The 19,990-nt window shown below is 36.5% G+C and carries 15 protein-coding genes; 12 read left to right on the forward strand and 3 right to left on the reverse strand.

Annotated features, from left to right (window positions below; all coding sequences use genetic code 11):
* Positions 1–980: 980 nt before the first annotated feature.
* Both I6F40_RS10015 and I6F40_RS10020 read left to right on the forward strand, forming a co-directional pair.
* A complete protein-coding gene (locus I6F40_RS10015) occupies positions 981–2,315 on the forward strand; it encodes a hypothetical protein (protein WP_197192844.1) in 1,335 nt (444 codons plus the stop codon).
* 11 nt (positions 2,316–2,326) lie between these two features.
* Positions 2,327–2,749, forward strand: a complete 423-nt coding sequence (locus I6F40_RS10020; RefSeq protein ID WP_166376963.1) for a phosphate ABC transporter substrate-binding protein — start codon at positions 2,327–2,329, stop codon at positions 2,747–2,749.
* 758 nt (positions 2,750–3,507) lie between these two features.
* On the opposite strand, the gene I6F40_RS10025 is transcribed toward I6F40_RS10020, so the two are convergent.
* Together I6F40_RS10025 and I6F40_RS10030 are read right to left on the reverse strand one after the other, a co-directional pair.
* Complete coding sequence (locus I6F40_RS10025; RefSeq protein ID WP_197192845.1) at positions 3,508–3,915, reverse strand: phosphate ABC transporter substrate-binding protein; 408 nt, start codon at positions 3,913–3,915, stop codon at positions 3,508–3,510.
* A gap of 12 nt (positions 3,916–3,927) precedes the next feature.
* Complete coding sequence (locus tag I6F40_RS10030; protein WP_197192846.1) at positions 3,928–5,058, reverse strand: porin; 1,131 nt, start codon at positions 5,056–5,058, stop codon at positions 3,928–3,930.
* Positions 5,059–5,577: 519 nt separating this feature from the next.
* Here I6F40_RS10030 and I6F40_RS10035 point away from each other — a divergent pair.
* The 6 genes from I6F40_RS10035 (at position 5,578) to I6F40_RS10060 (ending at position 11,300) form a co-directional block, all read left to right on the forward strand.
* On the forward strand, positions 5,578–6,048 hold the full coding sequence (locus tag I6F40_RS10035; RefSeq protein ID WP_197192847.1) for a hypothetical protein: 471 nt from the start codon (positions 5,578–5,580) through the stop codon (positions 6,046–6,048).
* 53 nt (positions 6,049–6,101) lie between these two features.
* Complete coding sequence (locus tag I6F40_RS10040) at positions 6,102–6,578, forward strand: hypothetical protein (RefSeq protein WP_197192848.1); 477 nt, start codon at positions 6,102–6,104, stop codon at positions 6,576–6,578.
* A 55-nt stretch (positions 6,579–6,633) separates the two neighbouring features.
* Positions 6,634–7,332, forward strand: a complete 699-nt coding sequence (locus I6F40_RS10045; protein WP_197192849.1) for a fimbrial biogenesis chaperone — start codon at positions 6,634–6,636, stop codon at positions 7,330–7,332.
* A 74-nt stretch (positions 7,333–7,406) separates the two neighbouring features.
* On the forward strand, positions 7,407–8,048 hold the full coding sequence (locus tag I6F40_RS10050) for a hypothetical protein (RefSeq protein ID WP_231609341.1): 642 nt from the start codon (positions 7,407–7,409) through the stop codon (positions 8,046–8,048).
* A 2-nt stretch (positions 8,049–8,050) separates the two neighbouring features.
* The gene (locus I6F40_RS10055) at positions 8,051–10,459 is read left to right on the forward strand and encodes a fimbria/pilus outer membrane usher protein (protein WP_197192851.1); all 2,409 of its coding nucleotides are present in this window, start codon (positions 8,051–8,053) and stop codon (positions 10,457–10,459) included.
* Entirely contained in the window at positions 10,449–11,300 is an 852-nt protein-coding gene (locus I6F40_RS10060) for a hypothetical protein (RefSeq protein WP_197192852.1), read from the forward strand. Before I6F40_RS10055 ends, I6F40_RS10060 begins: the two co-directional genes overlap by 11 nt.
* On the opposite strand, the gene I6F40_RS10065 is transcribed toward I6F40_RS10060, so the two are convergent.
* Complete coding sequence (locus tag I6F40_RS10065) at positions 11,290–11,880, reverse strand: LuxR C-terminal-related transcriptional regulator (RefSeq protein ID WP_197192853.1); 591 nt, start codon at positions 11,878–11,880, stop codon at positions 11,290–11,292. The genes I6F40_RS10060 and I6F40_RS10065 overlap by 11 nt on opposite strands.
* A gap of 391 nt (positions 11,881–12,271) precedes the next feature.
* On the opposite strand from I6F40_RS10065, the gene I6F40_RS10070 reads away from it, so the two are divergent.
* From I6F40_RS10070 to I6F40_RS10085, 4 genes are all read left to right on the forward strand, one after another.
* A complete protein-coding gene (locus I6F40_RS10070) occupies positions 12,272–14,494 on the forward strand; it encodes a TonB-dependent receptor (RefSeq protein WP_197192854.1) in 2,223 nt (740 codons plus the stop codon).
* Between the two features lie 265 nt (positions 14,495–14,759).
* Complete coding sequence (locus tag I6F40_RS10075) at positions 14,760–15,881, forward strand: 4-phosphoerythronate dehydrogenase (RefSeq protein ID WP_166376972.1); 1,122 nt, start codon at positions 14,760–14,762, stop codon at positions 15,879–15,881.
* Positions 15,882–15,929: 48 nt separating this feature from the next.
* Complete coding sequence (locus I6F40_RS10080) at positions 15,930–16,946, forward strand: aspartate-semialdehyde dehydrogenase (protein ID WP_007586655.1); 1,017 nt, start codon at positions 15,930–15,932, stop codon at positions 16,944–16,946.
* 354 nt (positions 16,947–17,300) lie between these two features.
* Positions 17,301–19,990: FimV/HubP family polar landmark protein (locus tag I6F40_RS10085; protein WP_331460302.1), on the forward strand; the 2,690-nt coding region annotated here is incomplete at its 3' end.

Below are 19,990 nucleotides of genomic sequence, written 5' to 3' on the forward strand. Positions count from 1 at the left end.
CTGCGTAGTCTTTAGCTAGGCATCTAAAATTACCACAGCACTGAAAAAGTACTATCAAGGATTAAATGGTTGCTCAGATTAATCATGCACACCATATGTACTTACGGATACCCGGCTTCCTATGGTTTATTTTGACCGGCGAATCGTGTGCTATTTCATTTTTGTAAGGTGCTAGTCATACGCGAGAAAGTCCACGCTATGAATACCTAAACTACATCATTTAGACGGTTCCGATCGTGCCTAATGTTCGATGGAAAAGGTCGCTGTTCCTAATATCTTTAAGGCCTTTCGTCAAAACGCTTCTAATTGCGTAATTAACTTCTTGTAATAATGCAAAACCGAGCTTGTTAATAAGCTTACGGATTAATCTATTTCTGAGCAGCGATAGCTAATAAAAGTTCAAGCCATCCATTGTTAGCTTAAGTTTTCTCAAGTTTATTACTCCCCATTAGTAGGCGATACCGCAGCATAAAAACCAAACATGCGCTGCCCTTTGGGTTCTCCCAAGGGGACGATTCACTCTTTGTTGCTCGATTTTTACTTATTCTTACATGGATGTAAGACAGTAGGGTAACGCGGGGCTGTTACCGAGCCCACTATGTTACAAATCTCGCGCAGTGATTAAATCGCCCCTAGATTGAACAAATGTAAATCCACAAAGATCAACACGCCTAGTACATCTGACTATAAATTGGATTCTGTGAGGCGGCTGATTGAAGTAAAGGGTTGTGCTTTGAAAGTTTCATAAATGGAATATTTATATATTTAAATTATCCAAAAAAACTTCCTCCTTTAGTATGTTGTGTATACCTACTAAAAATTTGAAACCATTGGACCAAGTGAAATGGTATAAGTTCAATATTTGTTTCAAAAAAAGTATAAATGGATTATAATAAAAGTAGAGAATCAAACAAAAGGATTGGTTTTATTTAGTTACAAGGGAACTTGCTAAATACAAACTAGCTAAATCAAGGGTCAAAATGAAATACATCTATATCTGTTTAACTTTAACTTTAATATCATTATCTAACTTTGCTCAAGCATCAGATGACTTTAAAATATCTGGTTTTGCTACGTTAAGTGCAGTAAAAACGAATAAACAAGACATCGAATTTATTCAGAACAATACGCTACCTAGCGGTGCTGATGATCATTGGAGTTTTGACAATGACACCGTGCTAGGTATACAGGGTCAATACCAAATATCAGATAAATTATCAGGTGTAGTGCAACTACTATCACGTCGTAACTACAAGAATAATTACCAGCCATCATTAGATTGGGCTTATATTAGCTACAAATATAATCCAAATCTTCGCTTAAGAGCAGGACGATTTGTATCACCTGTATTTTTAGGTTCAGACACGCGTAATGTTAACTATTCTAACGTTTGGGTAAGACCTGTTATAGATTTATATAGTCAAGCTACAATCAATAATATCGATGGTGTTGATGCTATATATAGTAACTTTATTGGTGACGGCGATGTGTCGTACCAAATACAAGCTTATGCTGGCAAATTTGATAAACTATATTTCCCTGGTAAAAGTTATATTAAATTTCATCACATGGCAGGTTTAGTTGGTACAGTACAGTATGATTCATGGACTTTCAGAGCTGGATACATGAATGCTCAACATTCAACTATTAGCGCTGAAGGTGATTACGTCCCAGGTGATATGAGAATGTTAGTTAGTACAGACTATCAACTAGGACTTTCTATAGATCCTCAAAGTGATAATTGTGCTGTAGGTGCTTGCTCAGACGTGGTTCCAAATGCAGATGATGTATTTAGTATTATTCAACGTAAGCGCAGACCATTTAACCTTACAAGCCTTGCTGTAGTATACGATAACGGCAGCTACTTTGGTCAATTTGAATGGGCACACAGAAAAGCAGACTCTGCTTTATCGAACGGTATAGCTGCTTATGGCATGGTTGGATATAGATTCGATTCACTTACGCCTTATGTTGGCTACTCATATGCTAAATCTTTAACTGAAAACTTTGAACTAGATGTTGATGCTGATTTAAAAGCTAGCCTTGATTCTCAGGTTGTTGGTTTAGGTAGCGAACCCTTAGATACATATGTTGTTAGAAACTCAAGTTCACGTTCAAACACAATTACAGCGGGTCTTCGTTGGGATTTTTACAAAAAAATGGCATTGAAAATGCAATTCGATAGCTTTCGTCCTTTAAATAATGATGGCCTTGCGACTGGTGGTTCAGGTTTTTTAAACCTTACTAACGAAACACTTTCAGCTACTGGTAAAAACATTATTGTATCAACTGTATCGTTAGATATTATTTTTTAAAGGAATAATCCATGAGAATCTTTAAATCAATTTTATTCTTATTAATATTATCGTCTATTATGACGAGTACAAGCAACGCAGCGTTGTCTGTTGTTGTAAATAAAAACAACACTACTGAGCTTTCTGAAGGGCAAGTGAAAAATATTTTCATGGGTAAACTAGGACAGTTTAGTGATGGTTCAGAAGCTGTACCAGTGCTGTTCGAAGCCGGAAAAGGTGCTAGAACTGTATTTGATGACACTGTTTTACAAAGAAACACGTCTCAAGTAGATGCGGTATGGTCAAAACTTATTTTTACAGGACGAAGAACTCCTCCTTTACAAGCTAAAGATGTTGGTGAAGTTTTGAAAGAGATTAGCTCTAATCCAAAGGCTATCGGTTATCTAGAGACAGCTGATGTTACAGATAGCGTAAGAGTAATAGCTACTTTCTAATTTTAAGTTAATTCAATTCAATATAGCAGAACTCTCGTAATACTCATTGCGAGAGTTTTTTATGTTAAAGTAACGTGGGTTTAGGTAGTGAGTAGCCTTTCCTGATTCCTCTTAATTTCAACCTGTGTAACCCCTTCCTAAATAAGAAACAATTAATACACTAAGCGCTGCATTAAATCAGTTGATACCAATCTGCAATAATACTCAACCAATTTGAGTGATTAAATCTGACGCTAACTGCGTTAAAAATCTCTGATATAGAACAAATAAATAACGAAATATTTGTATTGTTATAGACACGATTTTTTACCTCAAAATAGATCACTTAATTAAGCGAATAGGTATAACGAGCACCTTTTTCTCAAGCAAAAATCCTTTCACAACTATCTTCTACCTTTATGATATCTGTGCTCTGTTAATAAGTTCAATTTCTAAGGCTAGATTGCCTACTATTATATTTGAGTCATTATTTCGCCAAAATAAATTTCTCAACAAACTATCAATAGTGGGGAAAAGTTATCCTCCATTATTAGTAGAGGTAAGTAAGTATTTAAACCGTAATATTAAGCGAGAAATTTTGCAAGGTAAAAAGAGCTAAATTACTATTACAGCTTTTAGAGGGAGATACCTGGACTCAACTGCTTATATAGGACGTTCAAAGCAGAATAAATGAAATTAAAAGTTAGTTAACTGGGCAGCTAAATATCTTTAGCTGCTCAGTTTTAAATCAGTAGTGGTTTTATACCAATTTTTAATGATTAAAAAGTAGCAATTACTTTTACTTTATCACTGACTTTAGCGCTATCAATATAGCCAATAGCGTCGTTATTAGCAGCAACAAAATCAATAACAGCTTGGTCAGATGCAAGCTTTTCAGGAGGTGTCCCTTTACCTGTAAATATTAGTTTTGACCAATACGCATTTAACTGACTACTCGATTTTCCGACTACTTTGTCGTTAAATTCATCAGCTACAGACGTACCGTCTTGATCCACTGGGTTAACTTTATCGCCATTGCTAAATGACTTACTTTTGCCTAAGTAAATCTTTTTGATTGTATCTGTATCTACAGTATTAATATTGCTTGGATTAATAATCACAGCAATGTCTGCAAATGCATTAATCGAGCACAATGAAAGTGCACTTACTAAAATTAATTTTTTCATCATAAGCTCCAATTAAAAGACAAGATCTACACCAACAGCTACAACATCCGTCTCTGTATCAGTTATGTCATCTTCGAAACGACTAAAGTCGATTTTGAAAGCAGCGGAAGGATGAAAATCATAACGTGCACCAATTGTGTATACGTTACTTTGTGCACGAAGACCTTCAAGAGCACCATTTACAGCCGAATTTAAGCCTGGTGCAGATTCAATCGTGTCAAAACGTGATGAATCATGTTTGTCATCATTGTCTTCATAAGTAAAATGGACAATTACACTGTCAATACGGTAACCAACTGATGCGTAATACTGTGACTGTTTTGGTAGTATACTGTCTTCAACCTCAAATTGTGTATATTCGGCATCAAACAAAAAGTTTTCATAATCAATAGAAAAACCAACGCCAACGAAACTCGTTTTATCTTCTTCAGTGATTAGGTCATTCGCGGTATTAGTTAAGCCACTATCTGACAATAAACCTACGAGACCAATTAGACCACGATCCTCTGATGAAATGCTAGTGTCGGCCACAATGTATGCAGCTCGCGCACTGAACCAGTCGTATGATAGACTCCAGTTTATACCGCCTAAATTATTTAGTTCAGCAGGTAATTCTGTTCCAAATACGTCAATATCACCATCGAATGCACCATAAAAGCCTTGAAGCGTAGAATCCCAATCACCCAATTGAGAGCTGTAAACTACACTAACTCCTTCATAAGTTGAAAATGGGATACCGTATACTGATTTTGGCGGACGTACCCAGCGATAAGCATAACCTACATCCAAGAAATCAGAATACTTGTAAAAAGGAACACGCATTTTACCAGCGCTAAATTGCAGTTCATCGCTGTATTCATAAGTAACGTATGCCCATTCGAATGTAGCGTCAAAGTCATCCTCTCCACGAGCAATAATTTGAGCCGTAGCTGTTAGCTTTTCATGTAGGTCTGCAGATAATTGTAAAGCGAATTTACTCTCATTTTTAAAAGAGATATCGTCATCATAGCCGTACAAAGTACTGTCACTATCCAGACTTTTACCACCGACAATTGATGCAAAACCATTAATTCTTACTTCTGCGCTAGCATAGCTAGATGCCAAAGCCGCACATACAGCCATTGCTACAGATAGCTTTTTCATATGTATTTCCTATTTGTTATTTATATGTTGATTTCATGAAGATTATAGAGTCGATATCAATAATTATCTAATGGAATTAGCGTATTAATCAAAATAAATTTCCAACATTAGAATGATGCATGTTTACACTTGTAAAATATTTTGTTTATTAGTGTGTTTTTTGAAATTATATGTGGCGTTAAATTTGAAAGAGATTCATATAAAATACTACTGAAGAATGTTTAGATAATTATGACTGTATATATCTAGCTTATTTTATTGTTGTTTGTTTTTGTTTACTTATTTGCAATTGGTTTGTAAACACTAAGCGCTTTATTGATAGGCCTTGTGGCTCAGCTTTGGAGGAAAGGGGAGAGGTTGAAGCTGTGTATTTAGCTCGAACGTTTATATGTTCACCGGCACGCAAATTTTTGCGCTCACGCATGGTTACTATTTTATAAACAAATATCAACTGTATTATTTTTATATTTTGCTTAATATCTAGCTGTCTTAGCGAGTTACTCAAGGGAAATGAGACTGATGAAGAAGCTAACTTGGTTTTTATTATGTTGCTTTGCAATGAATGCATTCAGTAACGATGAAGTAAGTTTAACTCTGGTAGGTCATATTTCACCAGTGTGCGGCTTTACTACTCAAAATAACAACCTTCAGTTTTCTTCAGATGGCCTCGCGAGTACAAAGCTAGTGATTAATTGTAATTCACCTATGCGAGTATCAATGCAATCTGAAAACGGTGGCCTGCGCCATCAGCAAAGTACTCAAATAAATGCTTATAACCTTAATTGGTCAATAGAGGGGGTTTCAAGCGACGTTTCTGCAACGGCACTTGAGCTCAAATCTATGTACAATTTTGATGTTGATAAGATTTTATTTAACAGCATAGCTAAATTACAGTTAAAACTAGATGAGCCTTTAATTTATGCCGGAAGTTACCAGGATGTGCTTCGCATAGAAATGACACCATCGGTTGTATCTGGTGGAGTTTGGTAAAACACTAACTATTAAATATAAACAAATATGTCACATGGATAAGGAATATTAAAATGAAAAAGTTAATCGTGTTATCAGCAATCGCAACTCTAACATCTGGCGCAGCATTTGCTGAAAATCTAAATGTAGGTGGTGCAGTGTCATCGGTTTGTGGAGTGAGCAACATTAACACTACACAATTCTTTCAAACATTATCAAATGGTGCAACTAAAAATGTAGGCTTTGATTTGCAGTGTAATGATGTTGATGGTGCAACAATGTCATTAACGACATCTGAAGGGCACTTGCAAAATGCTGACCATGAAGATCGTGGTGTGGGCTACACTGCCAAGTTAACGGCAGGGACATTTGATTTTACGCTTTCAGCTGAGAATGGCCAAAATGATAAATCTGAGTCGCAAAGTCAGCCTGGTTCGCCAACGCTGGCAGCAGGTGGTGTTGCTGGAAATATTTTACTAACTGTAACACAAGCACCCGTTTATGCAGGTACTTACGCAGATACGCTTATGTTGGCAATTACAGCTAACTAATTAGTATATAAAAGGCAGTAGCTACTGCCTTTTAATTTATTAAGAGGGACTTTATATGCGTTATATATTTCTAATTACAGTGTTATTAATTTCATATTCTACAGAAGCTTTTCAAGTTAAACCAATGGTCGCAGAGCTTGAATCATCAGGTAGCCAGTCACAGCAAACCATTCGCATATCAAACCCTTCCGATAGTCCTTTAACTATTGAGATATCTGCTTTCGATTTGTTAATAGATCCCAAGGGTGATGAAACATTAAACGCGAACGAAGATGATTTTTTAATTATTCCTATGACTACGATTATTCCGTCCGGAAAAAGTCAATCGGTAATTGTTCGATATATTGGGGAACCAATATTAGAAAATTCGAAAGCGTACCGTATAGCCATTGATCAGGTATCTGTTGATTTAGAGAAAGCGGGGCAATCAGGCGTTGGTATGTCAGTTAGCTTTAGAACTTTGTTTAATGTGGTGCCTAAGGGTGCTGAGGCAAAATTATTAATTAAAAATAAACGCCAAGTAGATACAGAAACATGGAATGTGCTTCTGGAAAATACAGGTAATAAATATATTCGCTTATCGCAGGCACAGTGGCTTATTAAAGGCGATGATCAAGAGCTATTATTAGAAGGGGCTGAATTGAGTAAAGTATTGACTGGAAAAATTTTATTACCAAAATCTAGCCGTGAGGTTTCAATAAAAATCCCATCAAGATTTAATGCATCAAGCAGTGATCTAGAGGTCATTTTTTAATGCTGCGGATATGCAGTTACTTTTTTATATATATAATTGTAATTGCACCTGGTTTTGCTGTAGAAGTAACGCCTATGGTGGTTACTTTCTCTCCTGATAGTCGTTCGAGTAACGCTTCTAGCTTGGTTTATAATCAATTACCAAGAGACATTGCTTTTGATATCCAAATTTACGAAATTGACTTTTCTCAAGGCACGCCTAAATTAATTTCTTTAGATGACTCACCATTGTGGGTTTTTCCTCCATCGCTATTTTTACAACCAGGGCAAAGCCAACAGTTGCAATTTAGATGGTTAGATAAAAAACTTCCTAGTACAGATAAGAGCTATCAAGTTAGTTTGATTGAGCAGCCCATTGTAAATAAGTCTATAAATAAGCATTCACAACTTACGATGCTTTTAAACGTAAATTTAATTGTTCATTTGGATCAACCTCGATTAGTTCCTAAACTGACTATAAAAGAACCTCATGTTGAGGATGGTTTTATTGTCACTGAAGTATTAAATAAAGGAAAAGGGGCTGGACGATTAAGTGATTATGAAATAAAAATTACTAAAAATAAAACCCTAAGCGATCGAATTTTAAAAGATCAATTAAAAGCAAATGGATACGATGTTTTTTTTGCTCCTAATAGCACCAGTGTCATAAAAGTCCCTATGCCACAATCTTTACAGGAAGGAAGTTTAAATCATCTACGTTTAGTGCTGGCTCGCTAGTTATGCGAGTTTTATTATGCATATTTTTATTGAGCTTTACTCAATTATGTTATTCAAAAATTAACCCGTCTAAAAGAACTATCGAACTCAGCGTTGAAGCAGAACTGAATAAAAATGCTATTGGTAAATTAACTCTTGCAGTTGACCCAAATGATAATTTATCACTTAAATGGAGTGAAATTAAAGTTTCATTCGAACGACTTTTATTTTCAGAAGATTTTGATTCTTTAGAGTTTAAAGTTAATAAGAATGTTATTGATACAAAAGCATTAGAGTCATTTGGATATAATATTTCATTCGATATGAGTGATTTTAGCTTAGAAATATCAGTACCTCTTACACTGACTCGCCCTCAACAGCTAAGTTTAAAATCTGATTCAAGGAATTTAACAGCATCGGAACCCGCTAAGCTAAGTGGATTTGTTAATGCTTATTCAAGTTATTTTTATCAGCAAGATAAAGGCGAGGACACAACAGATGAGCTCTTAGCTATTCGTTCTGAAATGGTAGTGAGCTGGGAAGGGTGGGTTTTAGAAAACGAAGTGGAGTATTTATCTGAAGTAACTCCTACTTCATCAAATATTAGGCGCTTAGGTACTCGTATAATACATGACCTACCACTTAGTGGGTTACGTATATCAGTCGGTGATAATTATAGTTCAGGTAGTTATTTTCAATCAACAGCACGGGTACTAGGTTTGTCGCTTTCACATGATTTTTCGCTAGTTTCTGACAGACCTATCAGACCCAGTGCTTCTCGTAGCTTTACCTTAGAGAGTCCATCTTCTGTAGAGGTGTTAGTTGGCGAGCGGATAGTACAAAAACTTAATTTAGCCGCAGGTATATATTCTCTTGATGATATTCCCCTTAATGAAGGAAGCAACAATATTACTTTGAGGATCACTGATATAGCAGGAGTTGTGCGTTTTGTTGATTTTGACGTAACGACAGGTTTAGATCTTTTTGCTCAAGGGCAACTTGAATATGAGTTTCATTTAGGCGTTCCTTCACGCTTAGGTAGTGAGCTAGATTATGATTACGACGAGCCACTAGCCAGCTTTTATCTTGATTATGGCATTACACCTAGCTGGACAGCGGGTGCGGCAGTACAGGGTGATGAGTATTCTCAGCAGGTTGGTTTTAAAAATATTTATGCAGCTAAAATTGGACAGATTGCGTTTGAAAATGCGATAAGTTTCAATGAAAAAACAGGCCATGCTTATCGCATTGTTTATAGTAACTATAGAAATCATAGTGATAATAACACTGACATTACGGTGGGTTATGAATACTCGTCAAGATATTTTACAGGCCTTGGTTATCGGCCTGATTCTCAATCTAGTTCTCGCTTAAGGGAGCATTATATTCAGGCTAATTATAGTTTTTTTTGGGGCGATAATACGCAAACATCTTTTTTTACAAGCTTATCAAGGTCATATGATGAAGCTCAATTTGATAAATCAATTGGGGTTAGTCTTTCTGGTGAGATCGATAATAGCCAATGGAGATATAGTTTAGGTGGGCAGTGGGAGGGTCTCGCTGAAGAAAGTCAATGGGATGTAAGGTTGTCTGTCACTTATAAGTTTTCTAATACTCGACGGGCTAAATTATCTCATCAATCTAGGCGTGACAAAACACGTTTAGAATTCTCTCAAGATAGTAATCAGCGCTATGTTGGAGCTTTGAACATAAGAGCTGGGCTTGAAAAAAATGATCAAAATGAAGCTGTTTTTGATTTAAATACTCAATATAACGCGAATCGTTTTGTTATGAACTTTGATCATGGGAGTTTTTACGAGCAATTTAATGAGGACTCAGCTTACCATCAGAGCCGATTAAGTTTGGCATCAAGTATAGCATTTGCAGATAAGAGTTGGGCTGTTGGGAAACCCATATACGATAGCTTCGCTTTAGTAAAACCTCACTCTAGCCTTAAAGGAAAAAAAGTTATATTGGGGCAATATGAAGATGAATATAGGGCAGATAATGAAGACTTCGAGACTATTTTATTGAACGATATAAGTTCATACGCCTCAACCAACGTTGCAGTCGATATTGATAACTTAGCGCCAGGGTATGATATAGGTTCTGGTATTATTACTCTTTATTCACCTTATCGAACGGGTCATGCAATTACAATAGGGACTGCCGCTAACATATCAGTCATTGCAACGCTGTACGACCAACAAAAAAAGCCACTATCTTTACAGGTTGGAACGGCTATTTGTTTAGATAATAGTAGTAAGAAAGAGCATACATTTTTTACGAATAAAAAAGGACGATTTGCATTAACAGGTTTAACCGCCTGTAATTATGAAATTACACTTAAGAATGCAGAAAAGTCACATTTTACGATTGAAGTATCTGAAGGTGAACAATTACAGCGCAAAGGAGCTATTTATGTACAATAAAAAAGTAAGTTTATTATTGGGTGGTTTAGCACTATTTATTTTTACGCCTTTAATTCATGCGCAATGTGCTGCTAGGTTCGATAAGGTTGAACATATTTATGATGATTTTGAAAGCTACCATGCCTTACAGCAAGTAGACTCTAAGAAAGAGCTACGTATAAGCGTTATTAATGATGAGAGTTGTCAATTACAGCTCTTGATTACAAGTGAGAACCAAGCTCAGTTAAAAGGGCAATTTCAAAGTGTTCCGTACCAAATGCAAAGTATACAGAGTCAGTTAGTTAGCACATCAACTTTAAAGTTGAGCTTTACTAATTCTTCGACGATATTGTCATTACTAATACCATCAGGAACGCCGATTAAAGCTGGTGTCTATACAGATAGACTCCAAATGAAATTATACGATCAGGGGAGCAAGTTGTTAGATGAACGAGAATATAGCATTCAAGAAAATATTGTGCCTAGAACAAGTCTTTCTGTACTTGGGTATAATACATTTTCAAATACTATTAATTTGGGAGAGCTAATACCGGGTAAGGAATACACTATGTTACCTAGTTTACAAGTTGTTACTAATTCAGATATTCAATTATCTGTAAGTTCAGATAATAATGGTAAATTAATACACAGTCTCTATAGAGATAAATATGCAATTAATTACAGTCTAGATCTGGCTGGAAGATGGCTTGAACTAAATAATTTATCAAAACATAAATTTATATATTCAGGACAAACCGTTTATTTGTTACCTTTGAAAATTCAACTAAATGATTTTGAAAGGCAAGCTGCCGGCGAGTATTCTGATACGATAAGGTTTCAAATAAGTCCGCTTAATTATTAACCTTATTTAAGTTTTTTTGGCACCAAAGTAATGCTTGTTGTTTATTTTTCACAGCAATCTTTTGATACACTTTATGTAAATGGACGCGAACAGTAGCCTCACTGATAAATAGGGTGTCTGCAATTGCACTTGAATGCAAACCAGAAAATAATAAGTTTAATACCTTCATTTCCTTGCATGTCAAGTTATTTGATTGCAGTGTAGTTTGCTGCTCGTTCGCTAGCATTTGTCTCATCCAGCCATCGGTTACTGCACGTGGAAACCACAGTTTGCCTTGTTCAATTGCTTCTAATCCTTGTTGAAAAAGCACCTCGTCAGTGCCTTCATAAAACAATCCTTTTAAATTGGGCCACTCTTTTAATGCCAGTACATCACCATCTTTAGGAACGTCAAAAATCACGAGTCCTTGATGACCATTACTCAGCATAAATTGATTAATAAGTTCATAGTTAGTAATAACGTTTAAGGCTTGGTAATTAACAAGTAGGATGTTGAAGTGAGCAGCAACACAAAAAAGTGAGGTATAATTTGGGTTATTAAAACACTGGATATGTTCGTTTGTTGTACTTGAAATATTCATAATATTCTATCCATAGACTACATTTTGGTACTATATTCTTATTTTTAGTTAATTTCAATAATAGGTATATGTGTTTTTTTCTTTTAATAGGTCTATAAATGACTTGTTTATATAGAGTGCTAAATTAAGTTTTTATTTTTTTTACTTGAATACAAAAGGTTAACGACAAAGGGAATTGCTTCTTATTGGAGTAAATCTATTAGAAACTAGAGGTCATTAAATATTTTACCTTTAATGCATTTAATTAAATTATTTATACATTTATTCACAAAATTGTCATATAATACCCATCCAGAGGAAAGATGCATTACGCATCTTTTTTTATGCCTGAAATTTATACTCTCAAGTATAAATGCATAACTAAATCACACGGTATCCTTTGGAGAATATTTTGAAATTACGTAACCTCTCACAGTTAAGTCTAGCAATTTTTGCTGCACTCACTACCACTGTAAACGCCGAAGAAACTAAAACAACAGCTAAACAAGACGTATTTGAAAAGATAGAAGTCACAGCCCGTAAACGTACAGAGAGCTTGTTTGAATCTCCAACCGCTATCACTTCAATTGGCGCTAACCTAATTGATAAAGCCAATATGAGTAACCTAGAAGATATTGGTAAATATGTTCCAAATTTAAATATTACCCGCTATGGCGTGGGCAATTCTGCGCATGCGTCTGTATTTATCCGCGGTATAGGTTTGCAAGATCACATAATAACTACCGATCCGGGTGTGGGTGTGTATCTTGATGGTGTGTACTTAGGTCGTCAAATGGGTTCTAACTTATCATTACCTAATGTTGAGCGTGTTGAAGTGCTTCGTGGCCCACAAGGTACTTTATATGGCCGTAATACATTAGGTGGCGCTGTAAATGTAATTACAAAGCAACCTGGTGATGAAGGTATTGTTACTACTACAGCTAAGCTGGGGAGTCGTGGACGTATTGCTGGCGATGTTTATTTTAATAACTCACTGACAGATGATGTAAGTATGTCTGCAAGTGCATCTTACAAAACACGTGATGGTGTGGGCGAAGCTGTTAATTTAGCAAACCCAGAAAAAGAAATTGGTGAAGAAGAGGAGTTTAGCGGCCGTGTTGCACTTAAATGGCAAGCAAATACCGACTTAGCATTCATTTTTTCTTTAGATGGGGTTGATAACGAGTCAGGCCAATCGCCTTATACAATTGAATTGACAGACCCACTAGACTCAAATGATGTTAATAATGGCGACTTCCCATTATTGACTCAAGATTTAATTCCATCAGACCCTGATGATTTAGGCACAACTGTTGCTGGTATTGAATCTACCTCTTACTCAGGTTGGGGTACATCGTTTTTAGCCGATTGGGCAATTAACGATACTTATACTACTAAGTTTATCTCAAGCTACCGTACATCTGAGTATGAAGGTGGCCTAGATGATGATGCATCACCTTTAAACTTGTCTGAGTTTCCAGAGGAGGGCGGTGCTGATCAGTACTCATTTGAAGTTCAGCTAAATGCAACATTCGATAATATGGACTTTGTATCTGGTCTTTACTTTTTTAATGAAGATGGCTTTACACGTTCAGGCCCGTTTGTATTTAGCCCATTTAATACACCTAATGGCTTGTTGAATGATGGTGTAACAGAATCATTTGGCGGTTACGGCGAATTTGAAATTAACCAAGAAACTAATTCGTATGCAGCATATATAAATGCCAGCTACGATTTAACTGACGATTTAACGGTTGGTGGTGGCCTTCGTTATTCAAAAGATGAAAAAGATGCAAATGCTATATTCCCATCATTTCCAACTCGTAAATATGTAAGTGCAGATTTTGATGCGGTTACGTGGGATGTAAATGCATCTTATCAGCTTAGCAATAATATGAATGTTTATGGCCAGATTCAAAAAGGCTATCAAACAGGTGGTTTTCCACCGCGTCCGTTTGGTGGACCAGATCAATTTGTATCGTTTGACGAAACAAAAGCGATTAACTACGAAATGGGCTTAAAAGGCCAAGTACACGAAAATGTATCTATGATGCTTGCGGTATTTGTGACTGATTACACCGATTTAGCATTACCGTTTTCAGATCCAACAGCGGGTGGTGGCTTTGTAACAATTGTAGAAAATGCGGGTCAATCTAAAGCGCAAGGTATTGAGCTTGAAACAACAGTTGCTATTACCGATGACTTTACTATTCGTAGTGCAGTTGGTTATTTAGATTCTGAAATAACAGAAGTGGCTGAGGGCGTACAAGGCATAGGTAAAGGCGATTCACCAGCACTTACACCACGCTGGACTGTCATGGTTGCACCTTCTTACTTTATGGATTTAGAGAGTGGCGCAACACTTGCGTTTAATGCTAATTATTCGTATCGCAGTGAAATGCAAGGTCAATCAGTTTACAACCAAAGTGAGACCATTGATTCTCGTGAACTAGTTGGTTTTAATATTTCGTACACTAATCCATATGGCGATATGGAAGTTACACTGTATGGTGAAAACGTTCTAAACGAAGTTTACGATGTTGGTCGCCTACAACAATCAGGTTTTGTTGGTGTAATGCGCAGTAATGACCGCAGTGAATTTGGTTTGAAATTCAAAAAAGATTTTGAGCTATAAACTAAAATCAACTAAATAAAATTCAATGTAATTGAAGTTTATTTTTCATAACAAAGGCCGAATCATGCTGTGATTCGGCCTTTATATATTCAATAGTAAAATTATTATCCACATAATTTAAATCCCTAATTTAAATTGCTGATTTAAAACAATCAACATAACCATTTTTAAGTATTTGTATCAGCTAAAATACGCCTTTTTAGTTTGTGTAAAGGCTTGGTTGTTCGTTACAATGGCGCCACTTAATTGCCAAACGGACTCAGTGATGAAAATTCTTGCCGATCAAAATATGCCTTTAGTTGAGCAGTACTTTGCAGACTTTGGTGAGGTCGAGCGTTTTGATGGTCGTAAATTAACGCCTGAACAATTAATAAATGTAGATGTACTCCTTACTCGTTCAGTGACTAATGTTAATCATGAACTATTGGCACAAGCTAACAAGCTGAGCTTTGTGGGGACTGCCACAATTGGCATTGACCATATTGATACGCAATTACTGCATGATAGAAATATTGCTTTTACCAGTGCTCCTGGTTGTAATGCAGTTGCTGTAGCTGAATATGTAATTAGTAGTTTATTTGCATTAAGCCAAGAAAATGCGCGCCCATTGTGTGGTCAAACAATTGGTATTGTAGGAATGGGTAACATTGGCACGTGTTTGTCGCAAAAATTAAAAGCATTAAATGTCGACGTACTGTTATGCGATCCAATTAAGCACGAACAGGGCTTACTACAAGAGCATGTAGCGCTTGATGAGTTATTAGCGCAATCAGATGTTGTTACTTTTCATGTTCCACTTATTAAAAGTGGCGAGCACAAAACGCTGCACATGATGAATAAAGAGCGATTACAAGCACTTAAGCCAGGACTCACGCTAATTAATGCAAGCCGAGGCGACGTAATTGATAATCAAGCATTGCTTGAGGTAATGGAAGCTGGGGCTGATTTAGATATAGTACTTGATGTATGGGAAAAAGAGCCCAATATTCTAACTGAATTACTAGAGCATGTGCGTTATGCCAGTGTGCATATCGCAGGGCATACACTTGAGGGGAAAGCACGAGGTACACAAATGTTGTATCAAAAATTGTGTGACCTAAAAGGTGTAGAGGTGAGTAAATCGTTGGATGATTTTTTACCAATACCTGCTATTACAAATGCAACTGTTACGCAAAGCCTAAGCGAGCAAGATATTGCCCGTTTGGTGCATTTAATTTATGACGTACGCCGCGATGACGGAATTTTACTTCGTCATTTAGAAGGTGAGGGCTTTGATAGTTTACGTAAAAACTATCCGGTAAGGCGAGAATTTAGCACCTTATTCCTACAAGGTGATAGCCCACAACTAGCAGCACTTAGCCAACTTGGCTTTAGCATAGCTAAATAATTATTTAACTAACGATGTTGTTTTAATGTCGTTTATAGAGGAAGAAATATGTCGCAAAAATATAACGTTGCCGTACTTGGCGCTACTGGTTTAGTAGGCCGTCAAATCATTGAAACGCTAGCAGATCGTAAGTTTCCTGTAGATCAGCTTTTTTTACTTGCGAGCAGCCGCAGCGCAGGTGAAGACATAAAGTTTCGTGGTGAGACCATTGAAGTACTTGACGTTGAAGGCTTTGATTTTAGCCAAGCGCATATAGGTTTGTTTTCTGCTGGTGGTAGTGTATCTGAAAAATATGCTCCTATTGCTGCTGATGCCGGCTGTATTGTAATCGATAATACATCGCACTTTAGAAATGATTTTGAAATCCCACTAGTGGTTCCAGAAGTTAATGCTTCAAGCCTAGCTGATTTTAGGAATCGTAATATTATTGCTAACCCTAACTGTTCAACTATTCAGATGATGCTAGCACTTAAACCAATTTATGATGCTTACGGAATAGACCGTATCAACGTATCTACTTACCAAGCTGTATCGGGCGCAGGTAAAGAAGCGGTTGATGAACTTGCAAAGCAGACAGCTAATTTGATGAATGCACGCCCTATGGATAATAAAGTATTTCCAAAGCAAATTGCATTTAACGTTATTCCTCAAATTGATAGCTTTGAGGATAATGGCTATACACGCGAAGAAATGAAAATGGTAAATGAAACTCATAAAATTTTGGGTGATACCACTATTGCAGTAAATCCTACATGTGTACGTGTTCCCGTGTTTTTTGGTCACTCAGAATCAATTAATATTGAAACGCGCATGCCTTATGACTTTGAACACGTTAAGCAACTTTTAAAAGACGCGCCTGGTGTCGAGCTAATTGATGATGAAGGTGATTACCCTACAGCAGTGTCTGACGCTAGTGGTAACGATACTGTTTATATAGGCCGATTACGTGCTGATATTTCTCATCCTCATGGATTAAACATGTGGGTTGTAAGTGATAACACTCGCAAAGGTGCTGCAACTAACAGTATTCAAATTGCAGAAGAGCTTATTGCTAATTACATGTAATAGTTAATAGCGCTGAACACACTTTAGAAGCGGTAAACATTATTTGTTTGCCGCTTTTTGTTTATAGAGCTTGTCAATTTTTTGCCGTTTATTTTTAAAAGTATAAAAACTGATTGATAACACTCAATAAATTAATATTTATAAAGATGTTTTAAGGCATTTATTTTCAAGGTGTTGCGATGGATATTAAGCCTTAACTGGTTTATAGTTTGTAATTGGAATAGAGCTTGCAATAAAAATAGATTGTAATAATAAATGCGAGTCAGTCATTTGGCTGATAACAGCAATAATCAACAATATTTATGCACTTAAGCTTTAAGTGTTTTGTTAATATTTAAATATTAAAGGATCAGCATGCGCGGTTTAGTTACACTTATTATATTAGCGTCTGCATTGATAGTAACGCCAGTTTACTCTCAAGACAGTACCCAATTAAAGGGGCCTAAAGGCGTTGACTATGGTGCGCAAGGGCGATCTATTGGGCCAATTAAACCAACAGACACACTTTGGCGTATAGCGGCTAAAGTGCGCCCAGATAACTCCGTTAGCATTTATCAAGTTATGCAGGCTTTGTATAACAAAAATCCCGGCTCATTCTTAGAACAAAACATTAACCATATTCAAAATGGTGCCTATTTAAAAATCCCTACCCTAGCCGAAATAAAAGGTGTAAATACGCAGCTAGCAAAGCAACGTTCTGAGCAAGATGATGCATTATGGGAAAAGAAAAAAAATGGCACGCTTGCGCAAAGCGAAATTACCTCAGCACAAACAAAAGTAACTCAAGCACGTAAAGTCGACGTAGATGATGCTAAAAAAGAGATACAGAAAGAATTAAATGAAATAAAAGCAGAGCAAGGTACTAAGCTGGTTGAGTTACAACAACAATTTAAAAATTCTGTAAGTAGTGTTGAAGAAATTTTAGTCGAAAATAATAATCTTAAAAAACAATTATCAGGAATTTCAAAAGATCTCGAAAACTTACGTTTACAGTTAGGACAAGATAGTGAAATTCAAAATCAGTTAAAAGAACTCATTGCTAAACAAAACGAGATTATTGCTCAGCAAAAAAAACAAGAGATAATACCAAAAGAGTCGTTTGATTTAAGCTCATTATTTTCAAATCCCATAGCGCTAGGTTTATTAATGTTTATTCCTGGACTACTGATTATTTTCGCAATTATTATGTTTTTACGCAAACGAGCAAGTAATCAAGAAAAGCCTCAAAACGATGATGAATTTTCGCCGCAAACCCCAACTTACACTGGAGATGACGATTTAGATTCAAGCTTAAATGATGATCCAATTGTGCCCGATCCCTTAGATGACTTGAGTGTTCAACTTGATGATAGTCTCGAAAATGATATTTTGCCTGATGATGATTTAAACGATGATTTAAACGATGATTTTTCTGATGGTGAAAATTTACTCGATCAGGATGAGCTTGAAAGCCTGCTAAGTGATGACATTGTTTTTGATGATGAAAATTCCGATGACAATGATGAGCTCGATATTTTTATGCAGCAAGGGTTTGATCAACCTTCAGATGAAAACGCTGAAGATATAGATTTAGATTTATCTGATGACTCAATAAACAATGATGAAATTCTAACTAATGACGATTTAGATAGCTTGTTTGATGAAGACGATAGTCTACCTGAGTTTGATGCACCGCAAACAAGCGAAGCTTTAGAGGATGATAGCTTAGAGTCTCATGATGAAATGGCGGCTTTAAGTGAGGAGCTTGCAGATGATGATAATTTTGATATAGATGAATTATTAGATCAAACATCAACAGAATTAGATACCTCAAATAACACTTCAGCTGGACTTGATACAAGCGACGACTTTGATTTAGACGATATAGATAGCTTAATTGATGAAGCAAATGACCCAAAAAGTGATGTGGTAGATAACTCAATTGATGCAGAGTTACTCGACGAAGATGAACTTCTAGAAGAAAGCGACGATTTTGATTTAGATGACATAGATAGCTTAATTGATGAAGCAGCGGTTGACACTGCAGATGATTCATTAGCTGAGGAAAGCGACGATTTTGATTTAGACGACATAGATAGCTTAATTGATGAGGCAGCGGTTGATACTGCAGATGATTCATTAGTTGAGGAAAGTGACGACTTTGATTTAGACGACATAGATAGCTTAATTGATGAAGCAGCGGTTGATACTGCAGATGATTCATTAGTTGAGGAAAGCGACGACTTTGATTTAGACGACATAGATAGCTTAATTGATGAGGCAGCAGTTGATACTGCAAATGATTCATTAGTTGAGGAAAGTGATGACTTTGATTTAGACGACATAGATAACCTAATTGATGAGGCAGCAGTTGATACTGCAAATGATTCATTAGTTGAGGAAAGTGACGACTTTGATTTAGACGACATAGATAGCTTAATTGGTGAGGCAGCGGTTGATACTGCAAGTGACTCTTTAGTTGAGGAAAGTGACGACTTTAATTTAGACGCCATAGATAACCTAATTGATGATGAATTAAAAATTTCAGATGTAAGAGATTCAGAAATTGATAATGCATTGGCAGACTCAGTTGAGGATTTGGCAGATGCTCAAGGAGAATTAAATGTTGATGATATTGAGTCGCTTGCTTCATCATTAAATGAAGAGCCAGAGCTTGAAGAAGAGCCTAAACTTGCAGAAGAGCCAGAGCTTGAAAAAGAGCCAGAGCTTGAAGAAGAGCCAGAGCTTGAAGAAGAGCCAGAGCTTGAAGAAGAGCCAGAGCTTGAAGAAGAGCCTAAACTTGCAGAAGAGCCAGAGCTTGAAAAAGAGCCAGAGCTTGAAGAAGAGCCAGAGCTTGAAGAAGAGCCAGAGCTTGAAGAAGAGCCAGAGCTTGAAGAAGAGCCTGAACTTGAAGAAGAGCCAGAGCTTGAAGAAGAGCCTGAACTTGAAGAAGAGCCAGAGCTTGAAGAAGAGCCAGAGCTTGAAGAAGAGCCAGAGCTTGAAGAAGAGCCAGAGCTTGAAGAAGAGCCAGAGCTTGAAGAAGAGCCAGAGCTTGAAGAAGAGCC

The organism is Pseudoalteromonas sp. SWXJ133, assembly GCF_015864365.1.
Lineage (GTDB): Bacteria > Pseudomonadota > Gammaproteobacteria > Enterobacterales > Alteromonadaceae > Pseudoalteromonas > Pseudoalteromonas arctica.

Coding starts and splice junctions, on each gene's coding strand:
- I6F40_RS10015 (WP_197192844.1), top strand. CDS start 981: ATGAAATACATCTATATCTGTTTAACTTTAACTTTAATATCATTATCT.
- I6F40_RS10020 (WP_166376963.1), top strand. CDS start 2,327: ATGAGAATCTTTAAATCAATTTTATTCTTATTAATATTATCGTCTATT.
- I6F40_RS10025 (WP_197192845.1), bottom strand. CDS start 3,915: ATGAAAAAATTAATTTTAGTAAGTGCACTTTCATTGTGCTCGATTAAT.
- I6F40_RS10030 (WP_197192846.1), bottom strand. CDS start 5,058: ATGAAAAAGCTATCTGTAGCAATGGCTGTATGTGCGGCTTTGGCATCT.
- I6F40_RS10035 (WP_197192847.1), top strand. CDS start 5,578: ATGAAGAAGCTAACTTGGTTTTTATTATGTTGCTTTGCAATGAATGCA.
- I6F40_RS10040 (WP_197192848.1), top strand. CDS start 6,102: ATGAAAAAGTTAATCGTGTTATCAGCAATCGCAACTCTAACATCTGGC.
- I6F40_RS10045 (WP_197192849.1), top strand. CDS start 6,634: ATGCGTTATATATTTCTAATTACAGTGTTATTAATTTCATATTCTACA.
- I6F40_RS10050 (WP_231609341.1), top strand. CDS start 7,407: ATGGTGGTTACTTTCTCTCCTGATAGTCGTTCGAGTAACGCTTCTAGC.
- I6F40_RS10055 (WP_197192851.1), top strand. CDS start 8,051: ATGCGAGTTTTATTATGCATATTTTTATTGAGCTTTACTCAATTATGT.
- I6F40_RS10060 (WP_197192852.1), top strand. CDS start 10,449: ATGTACAATAAAAAAGTAAGTTTATTATTGGGTGGTTTAGCACTATTT.
- I6F40_RS10065 (WP_197192853.1), bottom strand. CDS start 11,880: ATGAATATTTCAAGTACAACAAACGAACATATCCAGTGTTTTAATAAC.
- I6F40_RS10075 (WP_166376972.1), top strand. CDS start 14,760: ATGAAAATTCTTGCCGATCAAAATATGCCTTTAGTTGAGCAGTACTTT.
- I6F40_RS10080 (WP_007586655.1), top strand. CDS start 15,930: ATGTCGCAAAAATATAACGTTGCCGTACTTGGCGCTACTGGTTTAGTA.